Source organism: Roseinatronobacter monicus (assembly GCF_006716865.1).
Lineage (GTDB): Bacteria > Pseudomonadota > Alphaproteobacteria > Rhodobacterales > Rhodobacteraceae > Roseinatronobacter > Roseinatronobacter monicus.
The window spans coordinates 1,892,720-1,919,313 of record NZ_VFPT01000001.1 but is presented as its reverse complement, the minus strand read 5'-3'; the positions used below and the strand labels follow the sequence as shown (position 1 = coordinate 1,919,313).

The 26,594-nt window shown below is 61.1% G+C and carries 22 protein-coding genes; 8 read left to right on the top strand and 14 right to left on the bottom strand.

What is annotated here, in order from left to right; all coding sequences use genetic code 11:
• Complete coding sequence (locus BD293_RS09100) at positions 1–2,196, top strand: 3-hydroxyacyl-CoA dehydrogenase NAD-binding domain-containing protein (RefSeq protein ID WP_142081027.1); 2,196 nt, start codon at positions 1–3, stop codon at positions 2,194–2,196.
• 42 nt (positions 2,197–2,238) lie between these two features.
• On the opposite strand, the gene BD293_RS09095 is transcribed toward BD293_RS09100, so the two are convergent.
• The 3 genes from BD293_RS09095 to BD293_RS09085 all read right to left on the bottom strand — a co-directional run bounded on the left by BD293_RS09095 (position 2,239) and on the right by BD293_RS09085 (position 4,981).
• Positions 2,239–2,901: a Hint domain-containing protein gene (locus BD293_RS09095; RefSeq protein WP_142081025.1), complete on the bottom strand. Its 663-nt coding sequence runs from the start codon at positions 2,899–2,901 to the stop codon at positions 2,239–2,241.
• A 212-nt stretch (positions 2,902–3,113) separates the two neighbouring features.
• On the bottom strand, positions 3,114–3,851 hold the full coding sequence (locus BD293_RS09090) for a Hint domain-containing protein (RefSeq protein ID WP_142081023.1): 738 nt from the start codon (positions 3,849–3,851) through the stop codon (positions 3,114–3,116).
• A gap of 65 nt (positions 3,852–3,916) precedes the next feature.
• Complete coding sequence (locus BD293_RS09085) at positions 3,917–4,981, bottom strand: IS630 family transposase (RefSeq protein WP_142079384.1); 1,065 nt, start codon at positions 4,979–4,981, stop codon at positions 3,917–3,919.
• Positions 4,982–5,181: 200 nt separating this feature from the next.
• Here BD293_RS09085 and BD293_RS09080 point away from each other — a divergent pair.
• Both BD293_RS09080 and BD293_RS09075 read left to right on the top strand, forming a co-directional pair.
• Positions 5,182–6,245 (top strand): IS630 family transposase gene (locus tag BD293_RS09080; protein WP_142079576.1). Its coding sequence is split into 2 segments (ribosomal slippage): positions 5,182–5,667 and positions 5,670–6,245, totalling 1,062 coding nucleotides; the frame shifts between segments, so codons are not numbered across the junction.
• A gap of 148 nt (positions 6,246–6,393) precedes the next feature.
• Positions 6,394–7,434 carry a hypothetical protein gene (locus BD293_RS09075; RefSeq protein ID WP_142081021.1) on the top strand — a complete coding sequence of 347 codons (1,041 nt, stop codon included), beginning with the start codon at positions 6,394–6,396 and terminating at the stop codon, positions 7,432–7,434.
• 39 nt (positions 7,435–7,473) lie between these two features.
• Here the strand turns inward: BD293_RS09075 and lnt are convergent, their stop codons facing one another.
• From lnt to BD293_RS09045, 6 genes are all read right to left on the bottom strand, one after another.
• On the bottom strand, positions 7,474–8,997 hold the full coding sequence (gene lnt / locus BD293_RS09070; RefSeq protein WP_142081019.1) for an apolipoprotein N-acyltransferase: 1,524 nt from the start codon (positions 8,995–8,997) through the stop codon (positions 7,474–7,476).
• Between the two features lie 25 nt (positions 8,998–9,022).
• On the bottom strand, positions 9,023–9,895 hold the full coding sequence (locus tag BD293_RS09065) for a transporter associated domain-containing protein (protein WP_142081017.1): 873 nt from the start codon (positions 9,893–9,895) through the stop codon (positions 9,023–9,025).
• Positions 9,896–9,910: 15 nt separating this feature from the next.
• On the bottom strand, positions 9,911–10,432 hold the full coding sequence (gene ybeY, locus BD293_RS09060) for an rRNA maturation RNase YbeY (RefSeq protein WP_142081015.1): 522 nt from the start codon (positions 10,430–10,432) through the stop codon (positions 9,911–9,913).
• Positions 10,433–10,436: 4 nt separating this feature from the next.
• A complete protein-coding gene (locus BD293_RS09055) occupies positions 10,437–11,453 on the bottom strand; it encodes a PhoH family protein (protein ID WP_142081013.1) in 1,017 nt (338 codons plus the stop codon).
• A 176-nt stretch (positions 11,454–11,629) separates the two neighbouring features.
• The gene (gene miaB, locus BD293_RS09050) at positions 11,630–12,949 is read right to left on the bottom strand and encodes a tRNA (N6-isopentenyl adenosine(37)-C2)-methylthiotransferase MiaB (RefSeq protein ID WP_142081011.1); all 1,320 of its coding nucleotides are present in this window, start codon (positions 12,947–12,949) and stop codon (positions 11,630–11,632) included.
• A gap of 31 nt (positions 12,950–12,980) precedes the next feature.
• Complete coding sequence (locus BD293_RS09045) at positions 12,981–13,721, bottom strand: endonuclease/exonuclease/phosphatase family protein (RefSeq protein WP_142081009.1); 741 nt, start codon at positions 13,719–13,721, stop codon at positions 12,981–12,983.
• Between the two features lie 100 nt (positions 13,722–13,821).
• On the opposite strand from BD293_RS09045, the gene BD293_RS09040 reads away from it, so the two are divergent.
• Complete coding sequence (locus tag BD293_RS09040; protein ID WP_246086256.1) at positions 13,822–14,997, top strand: TIGR03862 family flavoprotein; 1,176 nt, start codon at positions 13,822–13,824, stop codon at positions 14,995–14,997.
• 105 nt (positions 14,998–15,102) lie between these two features.
• On the opposite strand, the gene BD293_RS09035 is transcribed toward BD293_RS09040, so the two are convergent.
• Entirely contained in the window at positions 15,103–16,344 is a 1,242-nt protein-coding gene (locus tag BD293_RS09035; protein ID WP_142081007.1) for an MFS transporter, read from the bottom strand.
• Positions 16,345–16,406: 62 nt separating this feature from the next.
• Entirely contained in the window at positions 16,407–19,859 is a 3,453-nt protein-coding gene (gene smc, locus BD293_RS09030) for a chromosome segregation protein SMC (RefSeq protein WP_142081005.1), read from the bottom strand.
• 208 nt (positions 19,860–20,067) lie between these two features.
• Between smc and BD293_RS09025 the strand changes: the two genes are divergently transcribed.
• Positions 20,068–21,279, top strand: a complete 1,212-nt coding sequence (locus BD293_RS09025) for a TsoY family (seleno)protein (RefSeq protein ID WP_142081003.1) — start codon at positions 20,068–20,070, stop codon at positions 21,277–21,279.
• Positions 21,280–21,683: 404 nt separating this feature from the next.
• Here the strand turns inward: BD293_RS09025 and argF are convergent, their stop codons facing one another.
• The 3 genes from argF to BD293_RS09010 form a co-directional block, all read right to left on the bottom strand.
• The gene (gene argF, locus BD293_RS09020) at positions 21,684–22,610 is read right to left on the bottom strand and encodes an ornithine carbamoyltransferase (protein WP_142081001.1); all 927 of its coding nucleotides are present in this window, start codon (positions 22,608–22,610) and stop codon (positions 21,684–21,686) included.
• Positions 22,611–22,683: 73 nt separating this feature from the next.
• The gene (locus BD293_RS09015; RefSeq protein ID WP_142080999.1) at positions 22,684–23,859 is read right to left on the bottom strand and encodes an aspartate aminotransferase family protein; all 1,176 of its coding nucleotides are present in this window, start codon (positions 23,857–23,859) and stop codon (positions 22,684–22,686) included.
• Between the two features lie 211 nt (positions 23,860–24,070).
• The gene (locus tag BD293_RS09010) at positions 24,071–24,406 is read right to left on the bottom strand and encodes a DUF2794 domain-containing protein (RefSeq protein ID WP_142080997.1); all 336 of its coding nucleotides are present in this window, start codon (positions 24,404–24,406) and stop codon (positions 24,071–24,073) included.
• A 145-nt stretch (positions 24,407–24,551) separates the two neighbouring features.
• On the opposite strand from BD293_RS09010, the gene BD293_RS09005 reads away from it, so the two are divergent.
• Genes BD293_RS09005 through BD293_RS08995 form a run of 3 tightly spaced genes read left to right on the top strand, consistent with a single transcriptional unit; the run spans position 24,552 to position 26,567 of the window.
• Positions 24,552–25,679: an S-(hydroxymethyl)glutathione dehydrogenase/class III alcohol dehydrogenase gene (locus BD293_RS09005; protein ID WP_142080995.1), complete on the top strand. Its 1,128-nt coding sequence runs from the start codon at positions 24,552–24,554 to the stop codon at positions 25,677–25,679.
• Complete coding sequence (locus BD293_RS09000; protein WP_142080993.1) at positions 25,676–26,080, top strand: hypothetical protein; 405 nt, start codon at positions 25,676–25,678, stop codon at positions 26,078–26,080. Before BD293_RS09005 ends, BD293_RS09000 begins: the two co-directional genes overlap by 4 nt.
• Positions 26,073–26,567: a GNAT family N-acetyltransferase gene (locus tag BD293_RS08995; RefSeq protein ID WP_246086255.1), complete on the top strand. Its 495-nt coding sequence runs from the start codon at positions 26,073–26,075 to the stop codon at positions 26,565–26,567. The genes BD293_RS09000 and BD293_RS08995 overlap by 8 nt, the downstream gene beginning before the upstream one ends.
• Positions 26,568–26,594: the final 27 nt, after the last annotated feature.

Here is a 26,594-nt window from a genome sequence, read left to right as displayed (position 1 = left end):
ATGACCGATTTTCACTATTCCACAGATGCCGATGGCGTGGCTACGATCACTTGGGACATTCCCGAGAAGTCGATGAATGTCCTCTCGATGGAGGGGTTGCGCGAGTTGGATGCGCATATTGACACTGCCTTGGCCGATGCGGCGGTCAAGGGTGTCATCATCACCTCGGCCAAGGCGGATTTCGCGGGTGGCATGGACCTGAATGTCATTGCCAAGATGAAGGAAATGGCCGGCGATCAGCCCGAGAAAGGGCTGTTCGAGGGGATCATGTCGATGCACCATGTCTTGCGCAAGATCGAGCGCGCGGGCATGGACCCGAAATCGCTGAAAGGTGGCAAGCCGATTGTCGCGGCGCTGCCCGGCACGGCTCTGGGCATCGGCTTGGAGATACCGCTCTCCTGTCACCGGATCATCGCGGCGGATAACCCCAAGGCCAAGATCGGCTTGCCCGAAATAAAAGTGGGCATATTCCCCGGCGCAGGCGGCACCACGCGACTGGCGCGAAAGCTGGGCGCGATGGGCGCGGCCCCTTTCTTGCTGGAAGGCAAGCTGTCCGAGCCGAAAAAGGCCAAATCCGCCGGGATCATTGACGAGGTTGTCCCTGCCGCAGACCTGTTGGCGCGTGCAAAAGACTGGGTTCTGGGCGCCACAGAGGCCGATCTGGTCAAGCCGTGGGATGCGAAAGGCTACAAAATGCCTGGTGGCGCGCCCTACCATCCGGCGGGCTTCATGACTTTTGTGGGCGCGTCCGCCATGATCAATGGCAAGACGCAAGGGGTGTATCCTGCCGCCAAGGCGCTGTTGTCGGCAGTCTATGAGGGCGCGCTGGTGCCCTTTGACACCGCGCTGAAGATCGAGGCGCGCTGGTTCACGCATGTGCTAATGAACCCTTCGTCCAGTGCCATGATCCGGTCGCTCTTTATCAACAAGGAAGCGTTGGAAAAGGGCGCGAACCGCCCCGATGTTGCGGATGAAAAGGTGCGCAAGCTGGGGGTTTTGGGTGCGGGCATGATGGGTGCGGGCATTGCCTATGTCGCGGCCAATGCAGGCATCGAGGTGGTTTTGATCGACGCTGAACAAGCCTCTGCCGAGAAGGGCAAGGCACATGCCGAGGGGATACTCGACAAGGGCATGTCGCGTGGCAAAGTCAGCGCCGAGCAGAAAGCCGAAGTGCTGAACCGCATCACTGCGACCACGGAGTATGCCGCGCTGGACGGGTGCGATCTGGTCATCGAGGCCGTGTTCGAGGACCCATCCGTCAAGGCCAAGGTCACCGCCCGCGCCGAGGCAGTATTGGGCAAGGACGCGATTTTTGCCACCAACACTTCGACCTTGCCGATCACCGAACTGGCCAAGGCGTCGGAACGGGCCGAGAACTTCATTGGCATTCACTTCTTCAGCCCGGTCGACAAGATGCTTCTGGTCGAGATCATCAAGGGCCAGAAGACAGGCGCGCGTGCGGTTGCCAAGGCGCTGGATTTCGTCCGCCAGATCCGCAAAACGCCAATTGTTGTCAATGACGCGCGGTTCTTCTACGCCAATCGCTGCATCATCCCCTATCTGAATGAAGGGATGCGGATGGTGCGCGAAGGGGTTGCGCCTGCGCTGGTCGAAAATGCTGCGCGCCTGATGGGCATGCCGCTGGGACCGTTGCAACTGGTCGATGAAACCTCGCTCGATCTGGGCGCGAAGATCGCCAAAGCCACCCGCGCCGCAATGGGCGCGGATTATGCGGATGGCGATGTGGACGAGGTTGTCTTCTGGATGGTGGATGAGGGGCGTCTGGGGCGCAAATCCGCAGCCGGGTTCTATGAGTATGATGGCAAGGGCAAGCGCCAGGGCTTGTGGCCGGGGCTGGCCGCGAAATTTGCCCCCGCTGATACGCAGCCTGATCTGATAACCGTGCAGCACCGTCTGATGTTCGCGCAGGCGCTGGAAGCCGTGCGCGCATTGGAAGAAGGTGTGCTGGAGGATATCCGCGAAGGCGATGTCGGCGCCATTCTTGGCTGGGGGTTTGCCCCGTGGTCAGGTGGGCCATTTGCATGGCTCGACATGCTGGGTGCGGAATTTGCAGTGTCGGTTTGCGATGATCTGGAAGCGCGCTATGGGGCGCGGTTCAGCGCCCCTGATTTGCTGCGCCAGATGGCGCAGGCGGGGCGTGGCTTCTACAAAATCAAAGATGCGCAGGCGGCCTGATAGGCCACCCTCTTGCCGCGCGGTGAAAGCCGCGCGGCGCGATTAATGTCCGTTCTCTGCGTTGACCAGTTCAAGAACCTGTGCCTGCGTCAAACGCGGATACACATTCCGGTCGGCCCCGACAGTTTCTGCAAAGGGCGAAAAACAGCGCTCGCTTTGGGCCAGCACCAGAATCTCGCCATCTGTCTGCACGATCTGTTCTTCCTTGAATGTCAGCATATGCAGTTTGATGTCCGTCATGATCGGGTGACGCGTGATGCCCTGATAACCCGCAAGCAAAACGGCGGGGGTCAGCACAAAAGCGTTTCCAAACATTTCCTCGGCTGCATCTGATTCAAGAATAACCTCCTGCATCGGCAGCAAATTCAGATCAGTGCGGTTGCCCAGAACACCGCGCGGCACAAACATGCTAAAGGCCTTGTGGTCGGGGATGTCCTTGCGCCGGATCACAATTGCGCGGTTTTGCACCACGGTCTGCATCCCATTGTCAAATGTCATGATCTGGTCATCGGCAAGGACACGTTCAATCGGGCACCAGCCGGTATCTGTGGCGACCATTGTGCCCGACATCAGGCCGACTTCGCGCAACATGGAACCGGTTGATGGCACCTTAGCCGTCGAGCGGCGCGGCGCGCGCGCCGAAATATCAAGAAAAGGCTTCAACCGTGTTGTGAGAATATCCATCGAAGATGACAAGAGGGACATGGGCTTTCCTTCAATTCCGGCTGTGTTGCGACGCGGTTTGCGCCTGTCTGTGACTTTATTTAGACGTGTCTACGCGTCCAAAATTGGCCGCAAATAAGGTAACTTTATGTCGCGCGCTTTTGCCCGATGGTGCGCTATGCGCGGGGCAGGGCGGAACATGGCACCCCCCAAATGCTGGACAACCATATCTTTGGCGGGTGGGGCGCATGTTCCTATAATTTGAGCTTCGTGTTAAGATCGGCCCATGTTTCTTCAATGCTTTGCGCCGCAAATGCTGGGTAGGCGATGGGGGCATCGTTTCGCCATTCCGCAACCAGCATCATTTCATTTTGGGTAAGGCGCGGATAGGCGGCGTCGGCGTGCAACCGATGCGGTGCATCGCTCAGCGCGCTCGCCAGCATTTGCCCAAGTGCCAGCAAGCCGCCATTGGTGTAGATAATCTGCTCTGTCTCAAACAGCAGGATGAAAACCTGCAAGTCATCGTCAAAACTTTGCTTTTGAATCCCCCTGTAGCCATCCAGCAGATAGGCAGGCATCAGCACGAAAGGATCGCCAAACAAGGTTTCCGCGCGGTCCGACTCGACGATCAACTCCTGCATCGGCAGGATGTGCATGTCCTTGCGATTGCCAAGCGCCCCTTTTGGCACGAACATGGTAAAGGCCTTGTTTAACGGGATCGCCCCGCGCTCCAGGGTCACATGATGTTTTGCCGCAACTCGTTGCATTCCGTTGTCGAATGTCAGCACCATATCGCCGGGCGCGATGGTGTCCACTGATACCCACCCGTTTTGGTTGGCGACCAGTGTCCCAGACAACAATCCCTTTTCTCGCAATGTGTGGTCAGATTGATAGGGTTGGATGGATTCGCATAATGGGTCTTGTGTCGTGTATCGGTAATGGCTGCCAAAACGCGCAGCAAACTGGTGTACTGAGGGATCAAGGGAAATCATATTCGTATCCTTTATCTCAGTGAATCGGGCAATTACCCGGTTTGGTAATGATTGTTATACCCGCCTTACGCGAAAACCCGAAAATTGTCGTGTGAGATGACACGGAAGTTGTCGGAGATGGTGTCGCGGAAGCTCCGCCATTCGTTGGGGAGGGTTTTTCGAAAAAATGCGAGTATCGCATCGGCAAATTGCTTTTGCGTGGGATAATACTGATTGTGTGTGACACAGCGGTGCATGACGGCCCACAATCGTTCAATCGGGTTGAGATGTGGGCAATATGGCGGCAATGGGATCAAGTGGATGCGGCAGTCCGGCCTTGCAAGGAAGTCTCGCACCTCTTGCCCTTTATGATACGCCGCGTTGTCCCAGATCACGTGGATGAGGCGCTTGTAAGGGTTGGATGCCTCGATTTTGGCCAAGAGCTGGACAGCGCTGATCCCGTCTACCGTAATCGGCTCGACAAACGACAAATCGAATGTTTCCAAGTTCAGTGCACCATGGATGTTCACACGCCCACGCCCTGCTGTGGTCTGCACGGCAGGATTTGTCCCGGCCTTCACCCAACCATAAGCCGGTTTCGTCTGATACTCCGGATGCACGGCATCTGCGAAATAGACAGCTTCATCAGCCCCCAACTCGTTCAGCAAGCGCTGATACATCTCGATGAAGGCGGCTTGTGCTGCGGCAGGCGCAACGCGCGGAAGTCCCTTCGGCTTGCGATACTCAAACCCCAGACGCGTCAGAAGCTTGATGCAGCCAGAATGGGAATACTCCAAGCCATACGTCGCGGAGATATGGGCCCGGACCTCGGTCGTCGAACGACAAAAACGATCCTCCAGCCACGCGCTGAGTTCGGCCTCCTGAGCCGAGGTCATCCGGGATTGACCGCCCTTCCATCCATCAGTGGATAGGAGGTCCCAGCCCCCTTCGCGGTAAGCCTTGTACCAAAGACGAACCGTATCATCGTCAAGGTAAAGAAATTCGGCGATCAGTTGGCAGGATTTGCCCTCATCCAGCAGCAAAATCGCATTGGCGCGACGCGCAACACCGTGATCCTCGCGATGGCGTCGCACACAGGACATCAGCTCAGCACGTTCTGAAGATGTCAGGAATTTCGGCTCAATACGCATGAACCCATCAGAATCCAATCAAACCGAACCGTCAAGCAAAACTCGGGTTCCACAGGACTCGGAGTATAACAAGACCGAAACGGCGAAAACGCGAACTAATACCAAGTCTCGCGAAATCTGACTCTTCTGAGGGTTTTGGGATTCCCAAATCTATGAAGATCTGACTCAATGGCGTCAGATTTTCTGGGGAGGGCCTCTCTATGGGCGCAGCGCTCGCGTTACGGACAGACTACGACGGCATGAAGTTGAGAGAACTTGCGCGAAAGACAAAGGATGCCAACCAAGCCCGCAGGCTTTTGGCGCTGGCGGAGATCTATGATGGCGGTCGGCGCAGCGATGCTGCTCGGATTGGTGGTGTTGGCCTACAAATTGTCCGTGACTGGGTGGAGCGGTTTAATGCCCGCGGGCCTGACGGCTTGATCAACGGCAAAGCTCCTGGTCAGCAGTCTAAGCTTAACGATGAGCAGCGCAGGGCGCTTGCTGCAATTGTTGAGAGCGGTCCGACCTTATCGGTCCATGGGGTCGTCCGCTGGCGCCTGAGTGATCTGAGGAAATGGATTGCAGACACATTTGGGATTTCACTTCACGAGACGTCGATAAGCCGGGAACTCAGGGCGCTTGGTTATGTCAAACTCACAGCACGCCCGCGCCATCACGCGCAAGATACAGCCGCACTGGAGGACTTTAAAAAAAAGGGTTTGCAGCCGCAGTAGCAAAGCTCCGCGCACGGCTCCTGCAAGGCACTGTGATCGAAGTCTGGTTCCAAGATGAAGCGCGTGTCGGCCAGAAAAACAAGATCACGCGCCGATGGGCGAAGCGCGGTACGCGACCTTCCGCCCCACATGATCAGCGCACGAGTTCAAGCTACATCTTTGGAGCGATTTGCCCAGCCCTCGGGAAAGCTGCAGGTCTTGTGCTGCCAGCGTGCAATACCGAAGCGATGGCCCTGCATCTTGCTGAAATCTCCCAAACTGTCGCACCCAAAGCACATGGGGCTGTGCTCGTGGATCAAGCCGCATGGCACATGACTGACAAGCTGGTCATTCCGGACAACATCACCATCATCCCGATCCCCGCAAAATGCCCAGAACTCAATCCAGTCGAAAACATCTGGCAATTCATGCGAGACAACTGGCTATCAAACCTCATCTTCGAAACCTATGAAGACATCGTAGATCATTGCTGCAAGGCTTGGAACAAATTGGTCAGCATGCCCGACACAATCACCTCCATTGGAACCCGCGACTGGGCTCAAGAGTTCTGATCAATGCTGATTGGTATAATCGGGGCTTTTTCGTGTCACGATAATCTGCAGAATCGCATTTTGCAGTCCGATATGGGGTATCTGAACGCTGGCTTTGCAAGCAGCCTTGATGTAGGATCCCGCAAAACAACAAGAGCAGGCAGGCGGCATGACCGCGCTCGAGCAGTATCGCAGACTAGAAGGTCCGGGTTTATGGACCGCCTCTGGTAATGACCAGAGGCGCGACGTCGTGGTCAGCTTCGGCGAGGCAACGCTCGTTATTGCCGACAGCCGCAGCATGATCGTACTCAGCCATTGGTCGCTGCCCGCCGTGATCCGCCTGAACCCCGGCAAGCGCCCCGCGCTCTATAGCCCCGAAGGCGACGGGGGCGAGGTGCTGGAGCTGGATGATGACTGGCTTATTGATGCGCTAAAGGTGGTGCAAGCAGCACTCAGCCCCCCCCGCAGCCTGATGGCGCGATTGCGCAGGCCCATACTTGCGACCCTCAGCCTTGGGGTGGTGCTGGCGGCGGCGCTGATTGTGCCGCCCGCCCTTGTGCAGCATACTGCCTCTGTGGTGCCGATGGCAAAGCGGGTCGAGTTGGCGGACCGGATGCGCCATGACCTTGTGTTGACAGGGGCGCGCGAATGCCTCAGCCCTTATGGCGGCCCCGCGATTGCCAGTCTGCAACGCAGATTGTTTCAGACCCCTGCGCAGATTGTTGTCATGCGCGGGCTGCCGGTCGATCAGCCGCGCGTGCAGCATGTCATGGGGCGGCTGTTCATCATCGATGCCCGCCTGCTGGATGAGGCCGACAGCCCAGAGGCTTTGGCCGGTGCATTGCTTATGGCAGCACAGCGCAACGCAGATGACGATCCGTTGCACCCGCTATTGACCTATGCGGGCGTGGTGGCGACCTTCCGTCTGCTGACTTCGGCAGAGATGCCCGCTTCGGCAATGTCGGGCTATTCAGAAGCGGTGTTACGTGCCCCGCTTGCTGTGCCCGACGCCAATGAGGTCTTGGAGCGGTTTGCGCGGGCCGAGCTGTCGACCCGCCCGCTGGTCGACAATCCCTTCCCCCTCGACCCCGCGCTGGAGCAACTTGGCGCAGCACTGCGCGCAGGCGATCCAATGGCCGGAGAGCCGCCCATGTCCGCCCTGTTAACGGATGGGCAATGGGTCAGCCTGATGAATATCTGTGACGGCTGATCTGCCCTGACCGAATGGCAGTTACCCAATGGCGTTGCGTCAAGCCTCACCAAGTCTGCGGCGCAGTCGGCAGGCCGTGACCGCCCCACCCAACAAAACGGCCAGCACCAAAATCATGGGCCAATCGCCGTGGCGTGCGTATACTGTGGGGGGCAGGGCACCGGGAATGGCGCTGTCGATAAACCCCGTCTCGCCCAGTCCCAGCTTCGCTATGATCGCGCCGCGGGCGTCGATAAAGGCCGACACGCCTGTATTCGCCACCCGCAACACCGGCAAGCCCTGCTCGACTGCGCGCAAGCGCGCCTGTTCAAGATGCTGGAAGGGGCCGGTCACTTCGCCAAACCATGCGTCATTTGTGACTTGCAGCACCCAATCGGGGCGCGTCTCGGTGCGCAGATGGCGCGGAAAAATCGATTCGTAGCAGATCAGGGGCAGCGCCAGCCCCAATGGCCCCAGATCCAGCACTTCCGGCCCCGGACCGGCGCTATAGCCGCGCAACGCCTGACCCGCCAACCCGCCAATGGGCGTGCCCATCAGCCATTCGGCCAAAGGGATATATTCGCCAAACGGCACAAGGTGATGCTTGTCATAGATATGGGTGATGTCGGCATCGACATTCAACAGCGCAAGGCTGTTGTAAAACCGCTCCTCCTCCAGACGTTGCACCCCGAAGCCGACCACTGTGTCCGGCCCCTGCAAGGCTGCCGCATCCGCGATGATCTGCAACGCATCGCCTGCATATTCCAGCAAGAACGGCACCGAGGTTTCCGGCCAAAGGATCAGGTCTGGCGCAGGGTCTGCCGGACTTGCAGTCTGGTCCAGCAACCGGTTGAAGAACATCAACATATTGTCGTCGCGCCATTTCTGGTCTTGTGGCGCATTGGGTTGCGCAAGGCGCACAGTGGCATCACGCGAAGCGGGCAGGGCGGTTTGCGTGCTGCCCCACCCCCACAGCGCCGCAAGGCACGCCGCTCCCAGTGCAGCACCCGCGCCGCGCATCGCCCAACCGCGCCCCAGCACCGGCACAGCCGCCACCAGCACCAGCAGCAGGCTTAGCCCGCCCGCACCCGTAATGGCCGCAAGCTGCATCAGCGGCGTGCCGATCAGCGCATGGCCCAGCATCGCCCAAGGAAAGCCGGTAAAGACCCAGCCGCGCACCATTTCCAGCGCCACGATCAGGACCGCCAGCACCAACAGCCGCAAACGCCCCTGCGCCAGTCGCGCTGACAGCAGGCCCGCAAGCCCCCAGAACAGCGCCATGCCCGCCGCCATCAGCACCAGCGCAAAAGGGGCCATCCAGCCGTGTATCTCGGGTTCAATGAAAAACGGCTCGATGATCCAGAACAGCGCCGCGCCGAAATAGCCGGTGCCCGCCAACCACATCCGCCCGCCAAAGGCGCGCGGCGTGCCCGCCAGCGGCAGCGAAGCGAACACCCCCGCCAAGGTCGCGATAGACAGCCACCACCACCCCAGCGGTGCCTGACCTGTGGCCACAACCACACCAAGCCCGCCATAGAGCGCCGCGAGCCGTGCGCGGTGCAGCCAGAGGTGCCGGGCGCTCATGCCTGCATCCGCAAATCAGCAAAGGTCATTGTGCCGCGTCACGCAAGGTTTCAGGCAGGTGCACACGCAACCGCTTGATGCGGCGCGGCTCGGCATCAATCACCTCGAACTCAAGCCCGGACGGGTGGGCAATCACTTCGCCACGCACAGGCACGCGACCTGATAGCAGAAAGACCAACCCGCCAAGCGTGTCGATTTCTTCCTCTTCATCCTCGTCGGTCAGCGCAAAGCCCAGTTCTTCTTCCAGTGCGGCCAAGGGCGCACGCGCATTGGCCAGCAGGCTTGCGCTGCTTTCGCGCACGATGTCGGCCTCGTCTTCGGTGTCGTGCTCATCCTCAATCTCGCCGACGACCTGCTCCAGCAGGTCTTCGATTGTGACCAGTCCGTCAACGCCGCCATATTCGTCAATGACAAGCGCGAAATGCGTGCGCTCGGCCTGCATCTTGCGCAGCAGAACCGACAGCGGCATCGAAGGGGGGACATACAGGATCGGGCGCAGAATGGCGCGCAGATCAATGGCGTGATGGCCATTGAACCCGTAGCGCAGCGCCAAGTCCTTCAGCAGCAGCAGCCCCAGCGGCTTGTCGAGGGTTTCATCATAGACCGGAATGCGCGAATAGCCGGATTCGCGGAATGTTGCCACGATGTCGGGCAATTCCGCGCCTTGCTCCAGCGCGATAATCTCGGCTTTGGGGATGGCGACATCTTCCACCTTCAGGCGTTGCAGATTGGCCAGCCCCGGAAGGGTCTGTCCCAAAGCATGCGCCCGCTCGGGGTCATCTTCGTCATCGGGGGTTAAGGCATCGAACAGCCGGCCAAACAGGCCGCGCGTGTAACTCTCTTTTAGATCCTCTAGCGCGCGATGCGCTGCTCTAGATCCGTCGGTCGTATCGCCCATTTTTCCTTTCCAGTATCACAAGGGCATCTCGGCCCCAGCCTCATATGGGTCTGTTACCCCAAGTTGCGCAAGTATCCGCACTTCGGTTTCTTCCATCAGCGCGGCATCTTTGTCACGTATATGGTCAAATCCCAGCAGATGCAGCACCGAATGCACGATCAGATGGGTCACATGCGCGTCAAATGGCTTGCCCTGCGCCAGCGCTTCGCTTTTGCACGTGTCATAGGCCAGCGCGACATTGCCCAACGGCTCTGGCGCATTCTTTGTGCCTGCTTCGGGCGGCTCCGGTGCATCGCCTTCTGTTTCCGCCGACAAGTCCCATTCTGGCCAGCTGAGCACATTGGTGGGCAACGCCTTGTCCCGAAAATCGCCGTTCAGGGCTGCAATCCGCGCGTCATCGCAGGCCAGAAGCACAATCTCATACCCGTCAGGCGCATGGCCCAGATGGCGCAACGTGGCGCTTGCTGCCTGTTCGGCCAGACGCGCCAACGCATCCTCATTCCAGCGCGGGTCTTCGCTGACCACATCGACAAGCACGCGCCTAACTCACTTTTTCTTCGTCGCGCTCATAGGCCTGAATGATGCGCGCGACCAGCGGGTGGCGCACAACATCAGCCGAGGTGAAATAGCTAAACCCAACCCCCTCGACGCCGTCCAGAATCCGCTCTGCGGCACGCAGGCCCGAATTGACACCGCGCGGCAGGTCAATCTGGCTGCGGTCACCCGTGACCGCCATGCGAGAGCCTTCGCCCAAACGGGTCAGAAACATTTTCATCTGCATCTCTGTGGCGTTCTGTGCCTCATCCAGCACCACGAACGCGTTGGACAATGTGCGCCCCCGCATAAAGGCCAGCGGCGCAATCTCGATGCGGCGCTCCTCCATCAGCTTTTGCAACTGCTTGCCGGGCAGAAAATCATTCAACGCATCATAAAGCGGCTGCATATAAGGGTCGATTTTTTCCTTCATATCACCGGGCAAAAAGCCCAGCCGCTCGCCCGCCTCGACCGCCGGACGCGACAGCAGAATCTTGTCGACCAGCCCGTCCGAGAACATCTGCACTGCAACCGCCACCGCGATATAGGTTTTGCCAGTGCCCGCAGGACCAATGCCGAAATTCAACTCGTGGTTCAGCAATGCGCGGGTGTAATCCTGCTGCGCCTTAGTGCGCGGGGCGATGATTTTCTTGCGCGTGCGGATTTCCAGCCGACCCGTGCGGAACATCTCCATCTGCTCGGCCGGACCCTCTGGCGTATCCGGGGTGGCGCCAAGCTTTATCAGTGCCGCCACATCCCCCGGCTCCACGCTGCGGCCGTCCTCCAGCCGTTCATACAACGCTTCAAGAATGCGGCTCACGTGATCGCGCGCATCTTCGGTCCCGATGATGTCCAGTTGGTTGCCACGCCGGATAATCTGAACGCCAAGATGGCTTTCTAGCTGGGTCAGATTGCGATCATACTCACCGCAAAGATCGACCAGCAGGCGATTATCGGAAAATTCCAGATGCGAAGGCGCGCTGCCTGTCGCGGCGGTCGGGGGGGTCAAGGCGCTGATGCCCAAGCAATTCTCCCTATGATGCGGTCAAAAGCAACCGCGAGTCGCTAATGATATGCTGCCAACGGACGGTTGGCCGTGCAAGCTTTGTTTTCAAGTGCCACGCGTAAACAGGCCAGATTCAGCCAAATCACACAGTAACACCCCTATATCTTGCGCTATTATCGGGCAGGGCACCTGCGTCACACCAGCACACCTGCCAGCGAATTCGAGGTGCGGCCCGTGATACGCACACGCGCAATCTGGCCGATCTGCGGGCGGGGGTCGGTCACATGCACCGCGTGCAGATATTCGGATTTGCCCACCATCTGCCCTGTCTCGCGCCCTGTCTTCTCGAACAAAACCGATACGTCGCGCCCAATCATGGCGTCTTGTGCGGCATATTGCTGTTCGGTCAGCAGGGCTTGCAGGCGCTGCAACCGCGCGGACGCCACCTCATCGGGGACGCCTGCGCGCTCGGCTGCGGGTGTGCCGGGGCGGGCGGAATATTTGAAACTATAGGCCTGCCCATAGCCCACCGCGCGCACCAGCGCCATCGTGTCATCAAAATCCTGATCGCTCTCGCCCGGAAAGCCAACGATGAAATCGCCCGACAGCAGCATGTCTGGCCGCGCGGCGCGCAACCGCTCGATCAATCGCATATAGCTGTCCGCCGTATGCTTGCGGTTCATCGCCTTCAGAATCCGATCGCTGCCCGATTGCACCGGCAGATGCAGATAGGGCATCAGCTTCGGTTCATCCCCATGGGCGGCGATCAGATCATCTTCCATGTCATTGGGGTGCGAGGTGGTGAAGCGGATACGCTCCAACCCCTCAACCTTCGCCAATTCGCGGATAAGCCGCGCCAGCCCCCAATCCCCGCCATCCCCTGCACCATGATAAGCATTCACATTCTGGCCCAGCAGCGTGATCTCGCGCACCCCGCGCGAGACAAGATCGCGCGCCTCCGCCAGAATACGCGCCACAGGGCGCGACACTTCCGCTCCGCGCGTATAGGGCACCACGCAAAAGGCGCAGAATTTGTCGCAGCCTTCCTGCACGGTCAGAAACGCAGTTGGCCCCCGACCGGCGCGCGGCCCTTTTGGCAGGTGCTCGAACTTGTCTTCTTCGGGAAATTCGGTGTCGACAGCGCGCGCGCCGGCGCGCACAGCTTTCTCCATCGCGGGCAGGCGGTGATAGGTTTGCGGCCCGACCACCAGATCAACTAGCGGCTGGCGGCGCATGATCTCCGCGCCCTCGGCTTGCGCGACGCAGCCTGCCACCCCGATTTTCAACTCAGGATTGGCCGCTTTCAACGCCTTGAACCGCCCCAATTCCGAATACACCTTTTCCGCCGCCTTCTCGCGGATATGGCAGGTATTGAGCAAGATCATATCTGCGTCATCAGCAGTATCTGTCGCCACATAGCCCGACGCGCCCAGCGCTTCGGCCATGCGCTCGCTGTCATAGACATTCATCTGGCAGCCATACGTCTTGATAAACAGCTTCTTTGCTTCGGCCATGGGCCCTCTCGCGCGATTGGGGGTCTGCGGCTCACATAACCGCGCTTTGCACGCGGGGCAAGTTCAGGGCCGCGCGAATGGGCAAATGGTCCGACGCCTTGCGTGCCAGAATGCTGTCATGGATGCGCAGATCCCCGATTTCCGCCCGCCTGCACCCGATGATCCGGTCCAGCGGCAGAACCGGCATTTGCGCGGGAAAGCTGGCAATCGTCTGGGCCGAGCGTTTGACCGCGCGCAATTCGCGCCGCAACGGCATTAGCGAACAGCCCGCCCCCAACCGCCATTCGTTGAAATCGCCCATCACCAGCGTGGGCCGCCCGTCACCTTCTTCGATCACCTTGGACAAAAACCTCGCCTGCAACAGCCGCGACTGGTGCAGCAGCCCCAGATGCGCGGTAATCACCCGCAAGGGCTGGCCGTTGATGCGAATATCTGCAACGATCGCGCCACGCGGCTCCAGCCCCGGCAGGGTGACCGCGCGCGCCTCTTCCACCTCGGCGCCGCCATGCAGCAGCAGCAGATTGCCATGCCAGCCATGCGCCCGCGCGCCCAAGCGGTCCGTCAGCGCAACAGGCACCAGCCCGGTCACGCTGTGCAGCATCTCGGGGTCCAGCACACCCCTGCGGTCGCCAAAGCGCCGGTCCACTTCCTGCAAAGCCACGATATCCGCACCGATTTCCCGAATGACCTGAACGGTGCGCGTCGGATCGCGGCGCATATCGGTTCCGACGGCTTTGTGAATGTTGTAAGAACTGACAATCAGGTCGGACATGGGCCTCTTGGGGGTTTTGGCGCTGCTCTGTCTCGAATATGTGGGTTTTGAGATGATTTAACAATATCCATGAAACCTCACAGAATCGTTAAAGGGCACCATGCAGGAAAAAGAGGCAATCGACGCGCTGGTGATCGGGGCTGGCCCGGCGGGTCTGATGGCGGCCGAAGCCATGGCGCAGGCAGGCCGCAGCGTGGTCATCTGTGACGCCAAACCCTCGCCCGCGCGCAAATTCCTGATGGCAGGCAAATCCGGGCTGAACCTGATGAACGCGGCCCCGCTGCCGCGCCAGATCGCCACCTACGGCGCAGCGTCCGATTGGCTGGCCCCGATGCTGCATGCCTTTGGCCCCGACCAGATCCGCGACTGGGCCACGGGCTTGGGGCAAGAACTGTTCACCGGCTCATCTGGGCGCATCTTTCCCCGCACGATGAAAGCCTCGCCGCTTTTGCGCGCATGGCTGGCACGGCTCGAAGGGCAGGGTGTCAGCTTGCGCCGCAACTGGCGCTGGACGGGGGACGAATTTGCCTTCGCAACCCCGCACGGCCCGCGCATCCTCGCCCCCAATGTCACAGTGCTGGCGCTTGGCGGCGCAAGCTGGGCGCGGCTTGGCTCGGATGGCGCATGGTCCGCACATCTCAGCGCGCGCGGCATCCCGCTCGCCCCGTTCCAGCCCGCCAATATGGGCTTTCACATCGCGTGGTCCCCTCATATGGCCCCCCATTTCGGCCAGCCCATCAAGGGCGCACGCCTCCACGCGGGCAGCCAAAGCCTGCGCGCCGAGTTTGTGATCTCGCAGCGCGGGGTTGAGGGGGGCGGCATCTACGCCCTCTCGCGCGCCTTGCGCGAAGGCGCGACACTCACGCTCGACCTGTTCCCTGACCTCAGCCTGCCCGAAATATCCGCCCGCATCGCCCGCCAGCCGCGCAAACTCTCCACGGCCAACCGCCTGCGCCGCGCGCTGCGCCTTGAGGGGGCGCGGCAGGCCCTCGTCATGGAATGCGCGCGCCCCTTGCCCGCGACCCCCGATGCATGGGCAGCACAGCTCAAATCCCTGACCCTGCCCCTGCAAGGCCCGCACCCGATGGATGAGGCCATCTCGACCGCAGGCGGCATCCCCCGCGCGGCCTGTGACGCGCGCCTTATGCTCACCCAATGGCCCGGTGTCTTTGCCGCAGGCGAAATGCTGGATTGGGAAGCGCCGACAGGCGGCTATCTGCTAACCGCCAGCTTGGCCACAGGCCACTGGGCAGGCCGTCACGCGGCAGAATTCTGATCTTATTTTCTTGCTCTAAATACTCCGGGGGGCAAGGGGGCAGCGCCCCCAAACCCCGCCAGCGGCACGTGCCCAGATGGACATAATGCAAAAACCCGATAATGCTCACGCCGCCCGCAAATTCAGCGCACGCTCGCGTACCGGCAGATGCACGATGGCCGAGAACAGCCCCACACCAACCCCCACCCACCAGACCAGCGTGTAATCTCCATGCAGATCATACAGCGCGCCACCCAACCAGACGCCCAGAAAACTGCCCAGCTGGTGGCTGAAAAACACAATCCCATAAAGCGTGCCCATATAGCGCAACCCATAGATATGCGCGATCAACCCCGAGGTCAGCGGCACGGTTGCCAGCCACAGCGCCCCCATGACCAACGAGAACAGCAGCACCGAGCCCGGCGTGATCGGCGACAGAATAAACGCCGCCGCCACCACTGTGCGCGCCATATAGATCGAGGCGAGAAGGTATTTCTTGGAATAGCGCTTGCCCAGCCATGCGGCGGCAATCGTGCCGCCTATATTCGCCAGTCCGATCAAGGATATGGCGACCGCCCCCAGCGCCGATGTGGTCGTGATCCCGAACGCGGCCAGCATCCCGTCAGGCGCAATGGGGCCGCACATCTCGGTCACCATCGCCGGGAAATGCGCGGTGACAAAGGCCAGTTGGTAGCCGCAGGAAAAGAAGCCCAGAAAGATCAGTGTGAAACTTGGGTCACGAAATGCCTGTTTCAGGGCCGCCCCCATGCTTTGCTCCAACTCGCGGCGGCTGGCGGGGGCGGGGCTGCGCATCATGGGCAGGGCAAACAGACTTAGCAGCACCAGCCCGGCAAAGATGATGAACACAACTTGCCACGTATAAAATGACAGCAAGACCTCGGCCAAAGGTGCGCCAAACACCTGCCCGGCAGAGCCGGCGGCGGTCGCAACCCCCAGCGCAAGGCTGCGATTCTCGTCCGAGGCCGCGCGGCCCACCACCGCCAGAATCACCCCGAACCCTGTGCCCGCAATCCCGAACCCCACCAGAATTTCCAACACCTGATGCGCGCCGGGTGTCACCGCGAAAGACGACAGCACCAACCCCGCCGCATAAACCAGCGCGCCCAGAATAATCGCGCGGCGGTCGCCGAATTTCTCGGCAATCGCACCGAAAATCGGCTGGCCAATGCCCCAGGCCAGATTCTGAATGGCAATCGCCAAGGAAAACTCAGCGCGCAGCCATCCAAATTCTTCCGCAATCGGGATCTGGAACACGCCAAAGCTGGCGCGAATGGCAAAGCTGATCATGATGATGATGCAACCGCCAATCAGCACAGGCGTCATCAGGGGTGTTTGCGGTTGGGTCATGTCGGATGCTCTGGCCGGATTAAGACCTGAACATGTGAAATTATCGCACTGCGGTCAAGCGCTCACGCGACCAGCGTTTCGGCCTGTTTCAGATCGACACTGACCAACTGGCTGACCCCGCGTTCGCCCATCGTCACCCCGAACAGCCGGTCCATCCGCGCCATGGTCAGCGCGTTATGGGTGATAATCAGATAGCGCGTATCGGCACGCCGCGTCATTTCATCCAGCAGGTCACAGAACCGCGCCACATTGGCGTCATCCAATGGCGCGTCCACCTCGTCCAGCACGCAGATCGGCGCGGGGTTGGCCAGAAACACCCCAAAAATCAGTGCCAGCGCAGTCAGGGTTTGCTCGCCCCCGGACAACAGCGACAGGGTCGACAGTTTCTTGCCCGGTGGCTGGCACATGATCTCCAGCCCTGCATCCAATGGGTCGTCGCTTTCCACCAGCACCAAGCGCGCCTCGCCGCCCGAGAAAAGATGCGTGAACAGCGTGGTGAAATTGGCGTTCACCTTGTCAAAGGCAACCAGCAACCGCTCGCGCCCCTCGCGGTTCAGCGCATTGATCCCAGAGCGCAGCTTGGCAATCGCGGCCTCCAGATCGGCTTTTTCCTGGACCAGCGTGTCATGCTCGGTCTGCACCTCGCGCGCGTCTTCTTCGGCGCGCAGGTTCACGGCCCCCAGCGCATCGCGCGCGCGGCGCAGGCGGATCAGTTCTTCGTCCAGCGCGCTGGCATCGGCCATCGTCTCGGGGTCGGTTTCCAACTGCGCGAGCAGGGCATCGGGCGAGCAGCCCATTTCCTCGTCAATGCGCCCGGCGGCAACTGCGACAGTCTCGCGCGCGGCGTCGCGCCGTGCTTCAAGGCGCGCGCGTTCCTCGCGGGCGTCTGATGCGGCGCGCTCTGCCATGCGCTCGGCCTCGGTCGCCATGCGCAAGCCGTTCTCTGCGCCGAACAGCGTGTCTCTGGCAGCGGTAGACCTTTGCCCTGCGCGTGCAATCTCGTCGCTCAGCGCGGCACGTTTTGCGGCCATGTCTTCGGGGGCCGTGCGCGCGGTCGTCAGGTCGGCTTCGGCCTTTGCCTTGCGCGCGTTAAGGTCATTTATACGGCTATCGGCACTGTCCAGCCGCAAGCGCCACCCGCTGAGCGATTTGGTGATCTCCTGCGCGCGGGCCGTGCGTGCAGTGGCTTCGCGGCGCAACTCATCCGCCGCCGCACGGCGCGAGATCATGGCAATGCGCGCGCCCTCGACATTTGCGCGCAGATCATCCGCGCGGGCGCGCTCTACCTCCAGTTCAGGCAACTCGGCCTGCTGGGCCTGCGCCTCCTCCAGCACCTCCGCCAGATCGGCCATTTCCTGTTGCAACCGGTCCAGTTGCGCTGTCGCGGCATCCAGCCGGTTCACGGCCCCAGAGCGCGCGCTTTCGCTGCGCGACAGGGTGCGCGTGGCCTCTGTCAGGCGCTGGTCGGCGGCGCGGCGGGCCTCGCGCGCGCTGCGCTCGGCCTGCGCCAGATCGTCCAGCCGCGCCTTGCGCGTGGCGTGCGTGGCCTGCATGTCATCGCGTTTCGCATCAAGCTGCGCCAGATCATCGCGCAACACGTCCAGCCGGTTAATCTGTTGCAGGCGCAGTGCGGTCGCGCTGGGGGCATCGCTGGCGGCCATATGCAGCCCGTCCCAGCGCCAGACATCCCCCTCGCGCGAGACAAGCCGCTGGCCGGGGCGCAAGCCAGATTGCAGGCGCGCGCCATCCTTTGCATCGACAAGCCCGATCTGCGACAGGCGCCGCGCCAGCGCATCGGGCGCTGTGACATGCGCGCGAAGCGGCGCGATTGCGTCGTCAAGCGGGGTGGCGTCGTCATAGGGCGCAAGCGTCACCCAGCCAGAGCCAGATTTTTCCGCCAAGGGCGCGCGCAGATCATCGGCCAGCGCTGCCCCAAGTGCTTGTTCATAGCCCGCAGCCACGCGCACAAGGTCCAACATGCGCGTGCCATCGCCGCGGTCGCGCTCCAGCAGGCGCGCCAATGCAGCCACTTCGGCGCGCAGGGTCGCGGCCTCGCCCTCTGCCTCGGCCAATGCGCCACGGGCGGTGGCTTCGTCGGTCTGCGCCTCTGCGCGCGCGGCTTCGATATCGACAAGCGTGGCCTCTGCCTCTTCGGTCAGGGCTTGCGTTGCGTCCAACTCGTCTTGTGCGGCTGCAAGTTCCGCTTCCAGTTCCGCCAAGGCCGCTTCGGCATCGAGTTTCGACAGGTTGGCGGTTGTGCGCGCGCCTTCGGCCTTGGTCAGGCTGGCGCGCAATTCGCTGATCTGGCGATGCGCGGACTGGTGGCGGGCAGCAAGGCGCGCGACATCTTCCGTGACCCTGCTCAGGGCGGTTTCAAGGTCTTGCAGGGCTTGCGCTGCCTCTGCGGCAATGTCCGAGGCTTCGGCAACCGCGTCGTCCTGACCGTCCGCCGCCTTGGCGATCTGTGCTTGCTCCCATTCCAGTTGGGTGACCATCTCCTGCGCGTCGCGGTTCAGGCTGGTTTCACGCTCAATATCTTTGGCAAGCTGGACAATGCGGGCCTCCAACGCTTCCAAAGCTTCGGCGGCGCGGGCTTCTTCAGCCGCCAGCGTGTCGCGCTGCACTTCCAGGCGCTGCAAGACCGCGCCCGCAATGGCTTCTTCTTCGCGCAGCGCAGGCAGTCCGTCTTCCGAGGCCGCGCGCCGCTCTGTCGCCTGTTTGGCGGCGATTTCTGCATCGGCACTGGCGCGCAGCGCGGTTTGCAGGGTGTTCTCAGCTTCCAGCCGCGCCTGATCGGCCTCGCGCCAGCGCCGGTACAGCAACAACCCCTCGACCTGACGCAACCGCGCGCCGATCTGGCGGTAGCGCTCGGCCTGCCGCGCTTGCCGCGACAGTTGCGCCAACTGCCCCGCCATCTGGTCAATCACATCGCTGATGCGCTCCAGATTGGTTTCGGTCGCGCGCAGGCGCAACTCTGCCTCGTGCCGGCGCTGATACAGGCCGGAAATGCCTGCCGCTTCTTCCAGAATGCGGCGGCGCGCCTTGGGTTTGGCGTTGATCAATTCGGAAATCTGCCCCTGCCGCACAAGTGCCGGGCTATGCGCCCCGGTCGAGGCATCGGCAAACAGCATCTGCACATCGCGGGCGCGCGCTTCTTTGCCATTGATCTTATAGGCGCTGCCCGCATCGCGGGTGATGCGGCGCACAATGTCCAACTGGTCGGCATCATTGAACGCAGCAGGGGCCAGCCGTTCGGTATTGTCGATTTGCAGATGCACTTCGGCAAAATGCCGCCCCCCGCGCGTGTCGGTGCCTGCGAAAATCACATCTTCCATGCCCGCGCCGCGCATGGCGGTGGGGCGGTTTTCGCCCATCACCCAGCGCAACGCTTCCAGCAGGTTCGACTTGCCACAGCCATTTGGGCCCACCACACCGGTCAGACCCCGATGGATCACCAGATCCGTCGGGTCGGTAAAGCTTTTGAAGCCGTTGAGGCGAAGACGGGTGAACTGCACGGGGGGCCAGACTTAGGGTTGGGTACGCCGATACTTTCACCGCAGACCCGGCACGAGTCAAGATGATTGCGCTGCATTTGGGCGATCATGCGCCAATGCCTGCAAGATATAGAGTTTTGACCGCAGGGATTGCGACACTCCGCCACAGTGCAATCCCACCAACACATAGACATATTCACATTATAGAATTTGCATAGGAGGCAAGACCATGTCCCACGTTCCAACACGTCCATCTGACAACTATTCCCCGCTCTACTTTCTGGCCTCACTTGGGGCAGGGGGGCTGGCGGTCACCTTCTTCATGTGGCTGATGCACTGGATACCACATCCCGGCAAGACAGTCCCGGTCTATGAGGATATCGCCGCTGCATTCACGGGTGGCCCGCTCATGACCCAAGCCATGATCGTGGTGGCGATGGCCGGGATCGCGGTGTTCTCATTTCTGAACCTGAAACTGCTGGTCTGGAACCTGCGCCGCTTCAGTGCGTGGACCAAGACCGAAAGCTTCGCCAAATTCAGCCAGACCAATGCGCAAAGTCAGGTTCTGGCACTGCCGCTGGCGCTGGCCATGTCGGTCAATGTGCTGTTCGTTATCGGCATGGTGTTCGTGCCGGGGCTGTGGTCGGTGGTCGAATATCTGTTCCCGCTCGCACTGGTCGCATTCCTCGCAATCGGCGCCTATGCGTTCAAGCTCTATGGCGGGTTTCTGGGACGCGTGCTGACCGAAGGCGGCTTTAACTGCGCGGCCAACAACAATTTCGGGCAAATCCTGCCTGCCTTTGCCTTCGCGATGGTGGGCGTCGGTCTTGCGGCCCCTGCCGCGCTCAGCACAGTGCCTGCGCTGTCGGGTCTGGGGCTGGTGCTATCGACCTTCTTTCTGATGACCTCTGGCCTGATTGCGGTTGTCGCCATGATCCTTGGGCTGCGCTCGATGATGGAAAACGGGGCAAACCCTGAAACCGCACCGACGCTGTCGATCATCGTGCCGCTGCTGGCCGTGCTGGGCATCCTCAGCCTGCGCCAGAACCACGGACTGGGCGAACATTTCGGATCAGCCGAGATGTCCGGGGAAACGCTGGTGATGCTGGCCCGCTTCCTGTCGGTGCAAGTGCTGTTCTTGCTGTTCGCCGGTCTGATCCTGATCCGTCAGTGCTATGCCAAACGCTTCTTGTTCGGGAATGAGACTTCACCCGGCTCTTACGCGCTGGTCTGTCCCGGCGTGGGCTTTGCGGTGTTGATGCATTTCTTCGTCAACAAAGGGCTGGTCGATGCGGGTCTGATTGCGAAATTCGGCGCAGGCTATTGGGCGCTGACAGCCGTGGCGCTGGCCTCGCAACTGGCAATGATCTGGCTGGTGCTGCATCTGAACCGCCGCCATTTCGGAGCGCCCAAAAGCGCTGAGGCAGTGCCCGCAGAATAAGCCAGACTGCGGGATGCAAACAGGCCGCGCAGGGATGCGCGGCCTTTGATTTTTGGTTGATATGCAGTGTGACGAATTGGGGCATTGTGGACGATGAGGCTATGTACCTGCGCGGAATAGAGGCCGAAGGCCGCCGCGCATCGCCGGGCCGCCCCCGGGCACGGCGATTTGGCTGACATAGGCGCAACGCTTTGCTTTCGCGCGGATTTGGCCAGAATAAAACACTTTAGCAGAAAGGTATGATCGCCATACCGCGGCCCGACGCTGCGCGGCTTGATCCACTCCGCCTTGCCGGGAAAGGCGAGGCCATACGCCCGCTCAAATGTCGCTCCAATGGCCCACAGTCGTTGTCTGCAACCCGAGGCCGCGCAGGGATGCGCGGTCTGTGTCATATTCCGCTAGGATCACAGCCCCAGACAATAGCGCATGATCGCCTTTTGCGCATGCAGGCGGTTCTCGGCCTCGTCAAACACAACCGATTGCGGGCCGTCCATGACCGAATTGGTGACTTCTTCTTCGCGGTGGGCGGGCAGGCAATGCATGAACAGCGCGTCAGGCTTGGCGCGCGCCATCAGCGCGTCATTGACCTGATAGGGGCGCAGCAGGTTGTGGCGCCGCTCGCGCGTGGATTGGCTGTCATGCATGCTGACCCATGTGTCGGCCACAATCAGATCAGCCCCCTCAACCGCGCGTTCTGCGTCGCGGATGATCTCGACCTGCACCCCTTGCGACCGCGCCAGCGCCACGAATTCAGGGTCAGGGTCCAACTGCTCTGGCCCGGTGAAGGTCAGATCAAAGCCGAACTGGCCCGCCGCATGCAAGAACGAGGCGCAGACATTATTGCCATCGCCCGACCAGACCACCTTGCGCCCTGCAATCGGGCCACGATGTTCCTCAAACGTCTGGATATCGGCCATGATCTGACAGGGATGCGTGCGGTTGGTCAGCCCGTTGATGACCGGCACAGAGGCATATTCCGCCAATTCCTGAAGCACCGATTCCTCGAATGTGCGGATCATGATCATATCGACATAGCGCGACAGCACGCGCGCGGTGTCGGCAATCGTCTCGCCATGCCCCAGCTGCATTTCCGAGCCGGACAGTACCATGGTCTGCCCGCCCATCTGGCGCACGCCGACATCGAAACTGACGCGCGTGCGGGTCGAGGGTTTCTCGAAAATCAGCGCGACCATGTGGTTTTTCAGCGGTTGCGCCGCGTCTGGCGTGCCTTTGGGGCGGCCATTGCGCGCGGCTTTCATGGTATGCGCCTGATCGATCATGGCGCGCAGCGCGGTCTTGTCGGTGGTGTGGATGTCTAGAAAATGCGGCATCGGACTCAAGGCCTCTCAAAGGGGGGTGCGAGGGCGCTGCCCTCGCGCTCCCGGAGTATTTGGAGCAAGAAAATCAGGACAGCGACGCCGCCGCGCGGTCAAGGCGCACAAGGGCTTCGGTGATCTCATCTTCGGTTATGGTCAGGGGCGGCAACAGGCGGATGACATTGTCAGCCGCCGGAACCGTCAGCAGCAAGGCCGCCTGCGCCGCCTTGACGATCTCGGTATTCGGAGCGCGGCATTTCAGGCCCAGAATCAAGCCCTGACCGCGCACCTCCTCGAAGATGTCGGGATGGCTGGCGACCAGCCCTTCGAGGCGCTGACGCATCAGCGCGCCCTTGGCGCTGACCGCGTCCAGAAACCCGTCTGTGGTGATGATCTCGACGACCTTGGCGCCCACCGCGCAGGCCAGCGGGTTGCCGCCATAGGTAGAGCCATGCGTGCCCGCCCCCATGCCGGATGCGGCCTTCGCGGTGGCCAGCACCGCGCCCAGTGGAAAGCCGCCGCCAATGCCCTTGGCGACCATCATGATATCGGGTGCGATACCGGCCCATTCATGGGCGAACAGCTTGCCCGTGCGCCCCATGCCGCATTGCACTTCATCCAGCACCAGAAGCGCGCCAGTCTGGTCGCACAAATCGCGCAGCCCCTTGAGGCATTGGTCGGGCAGGGGGCGGATGCCGCCTTCGCCCTGAACAGGCTCGATCATCACAGCGGCGACCGATGTATCAAGGGCGGCGCGCAGTGCGTCATGATCGCCCCAGGCCAGGGTTTTGAATCCGGGCATTAGCGGGCCAAACCCCTTGGTCATCTTCTCGGACCCGGCGGCGGCGATGGCCCCGGTGGAGCGGCCGTGAAACGCGCCCTCAAAGGTCAGGATGGTGGGACGCTCGGCCCCCAGATCAGACCAGTATTTGCGCACCATCTTGATGGCCAGTTCAGCCGCCTCGGTGCCGGAATTGGTGAAAAACGCAGTGTCGGCAAAGGTCTGGTCAACCAGCGCCTGCGCCAGCGCTTCTTGCGCAGGAATGCGGTACAGGTTCGAGACATGCCACAACGCCTGCGCCTGCGTATGCAATACGTCGACCAAAGCGGGATGCGCATGCCCCAGCGCATTCACGGCAATTCCAGAGGTCAGGTCCAGATATCGCGCGCCCGACTCCTCGATCAGCCAGCTGCCTTCGCCGCGGACAAAACTCAGCGGCGTGCGGTTATAGGTGGGCAATAGCGCGGGGAAGGGTGCGTTCATGGATATGGTCCCGTTCAGGCAAAGCACTGACCTGCCAAAGCAAGAGGGTCAAGTCAACACAGGTTTTTCGGAGAGGTTGAATGTCGCGCCATGTCGGTGACAGGCGCGCAAGTGAACAGTCGCGCGCTCAGCGGCGTCGCAGGGCAGATGCAGAGGGGGTCAGACTGTTCATGCATATCGATTAGCAACTGCGCAGGGCGCTGTAAATCCCCTAATCCTTGATGACGCGCAGCATCTTGCGTTCCAGCACCTTGAGCACCTGCGCCAGATCATGCCCGCGCTTGAGGATCTGCCCGTCCATCCCGATCACGCAATACATGCCTTGGCGGTTGCGCAGGTCAGGGTGTTTCTCGATCCGGTAAAGCGGGTGCTCAGCGGTGCGCCGGAACACCGAAAACACGGCCGAGGCGCGCAGGCAGGAAATCCCGTAATCGCGCCATTCCCCCGCTGCCACCATGCGACCGTAAAGTGACAAGATCACACCAAGTTCGCGCCGGTCAAAGCTGACCTGCTGATCGGTGCTGCGAAAAGGTGTTTGCATATTCATCACACGGGAGTGTGAGGCGGCGGGCGCGGAAAATCAAGCCTTAGCTGTGCGCGGCGGTTTCAAGCTGCAAACCGGCGTTCTTGTGCTTGCGCTGGGGTTTGCATTTGCGTCATGGTAGCGCCAGCAAGATATGGGGAGAAAAAACATGCGCACACGTGCCGCCGTGGCCCTAGAGGCCGGAAAACCGCTGACGATCATGGAGGTGAACCTTGACGGCCCGAAGGCGGGCGAGGTTCTGATTGAGATCAAGGCAACAGGCATTTGCCATACGGATGAATTCACCCGCTCGGGCGCGGACCCCGAAGGGCTGTTCCCCTCCATTCTGGGTCATGAGGGCGCAGGCATCGTGATCGAGGTCGGCGAAGGGGTCACAACCCTGAAACCGGGCGATCATGTCATCCCGCTTTACACGCCCGAATGCCGCGAATGCTATTCCTGCCGCTCAGGCAAGACCAACCTCTGCACCGCCATTCGCGGCACCCAAGGCCAAGGGCTGATGCCCGATGGCACGACGCGGTTTTCGATGCTCGATGGCACGCCGATCTATCACTATATGGGCTGCTCGACCTTTGCCAATCACACAGTCATGCCGGAAATCGCACTGGCCAAGGTGCGCGACGACGCGCCCTTTGACAAGATCTGCTATATCGGCTGCGGCGTGACGACCGGCATTGGCGCGGTCATCAACACAGCAGGGGTTGAGATCGGGTCCACTGCGGCGGTGTTCGGGCTGGGGGGCATTGGCCTCAACGTCATTCAGGGTCTGCGCATGGCGGGTGCGGATATGATCATCGGGGTCGACCTGAATGACGGCAAGGAAGAGATGGCGCGCAAATTCGGCATGACGCATTTCATCAACCCGTCCAAGGTCGAGAATGTGGTGGCTGAGATTGTGAAACTGACGCAGCGCGGCGATGACGCGATTGGCGGCGTGGATTATTCGTTTGATGCGACAGGCAATGTGAAGGTGATGCGCGACGCGCTGGAATGCAGCCACCGGGGCTGGGGTGTGTCGGTCATTATCGGCGTGGCCCCTGCGGGTGCGGAAATCTCGACCCGGCCTTTTCAGTTGGTCACGGGGCGCGTGTGGAAAGGCACGGCGTTTGGCGGGGCGAAGGGGCGCAGTGATGTGCCGAAATTTGTGGACTGGTACATGAATGGCAAGATCGAGATCGACTCGATGATCACCCACAAGCTGACACTCGACCAGATCAATGACGGGTTCGATCTGATGCATGAAGGCAAATCCATCAGGGCGGTGGTCGAGTTTTGATCTGCCTTCGTCCCCTGATTGTGTCCGGCGCGCTGGGAGTTGTGGCAGCAGGCCCCGCCACCGCCGACGCGTCGGAGATCATGCTGGAGTTTCACGCAGCGACAAGCCAGTTTTCGGTCGCGTTGCAAGATATGGACATCGTCCATGACCCGGCGGGCGGCGGCCAGATGCACTATCAGATGACGGGCGATGACCGTTCGGGTTTCATGGCCTTCACCGAAACCGCACTCGGCGAGAGGGTTGTCACGTCGGTGTGCGATACGGTTCTGTCTGAAGCTGTCATCATGGCGCAGATCGACAGCGGAGTCTTCGTCCACACGATCCCCGAGGCCGATCTGGCAGATGCCATTGTTGCAATGGCCACGGACGGGGCAGAATGCGCGGGTATTGAACGTGAATGACAGCATCCATATCCGGCCTATCAAGGACGCGGAATATCCGTCGCTCTGGGCGATGCTGGAGCCTGTGTTTCGCGCGGGCGACACTTATGCAATTGACCCGGCCATCAGCCGCGCGGATGCGCTGGACTGGTGGTGCAAAGGCACGCACCGCGCCTTTGTCGCCACGGTGGAGGACAAGGTACTGGGCAGCTATTATATCTGCCCGAACCAACAAGGCGGGGGCGCGCATGTGTGCAATTGCGGCTTTGTCACCGACGCTGCGGCGCAGGGGCGGGGTATCGCGCGGGCGATGCTGCTGCATGCGCTGGAAACAGCACGCGCCGCAGGCTTCCGCGCCATGCAGTTCAATTGCGTGGTGGAAAGCAACACCCGCGCCGTGGCCTTGTGGCAGTCGCATGGGTTTGACGTGGTGGGCCGCTTGCCGGGCGCGTTTCACCATCCCAAGCTGGGCTATGTCGATGCGCTGGTGATGTACCGTCAACTGTGACAGGGTGACAGAAATACAGGAGTTATG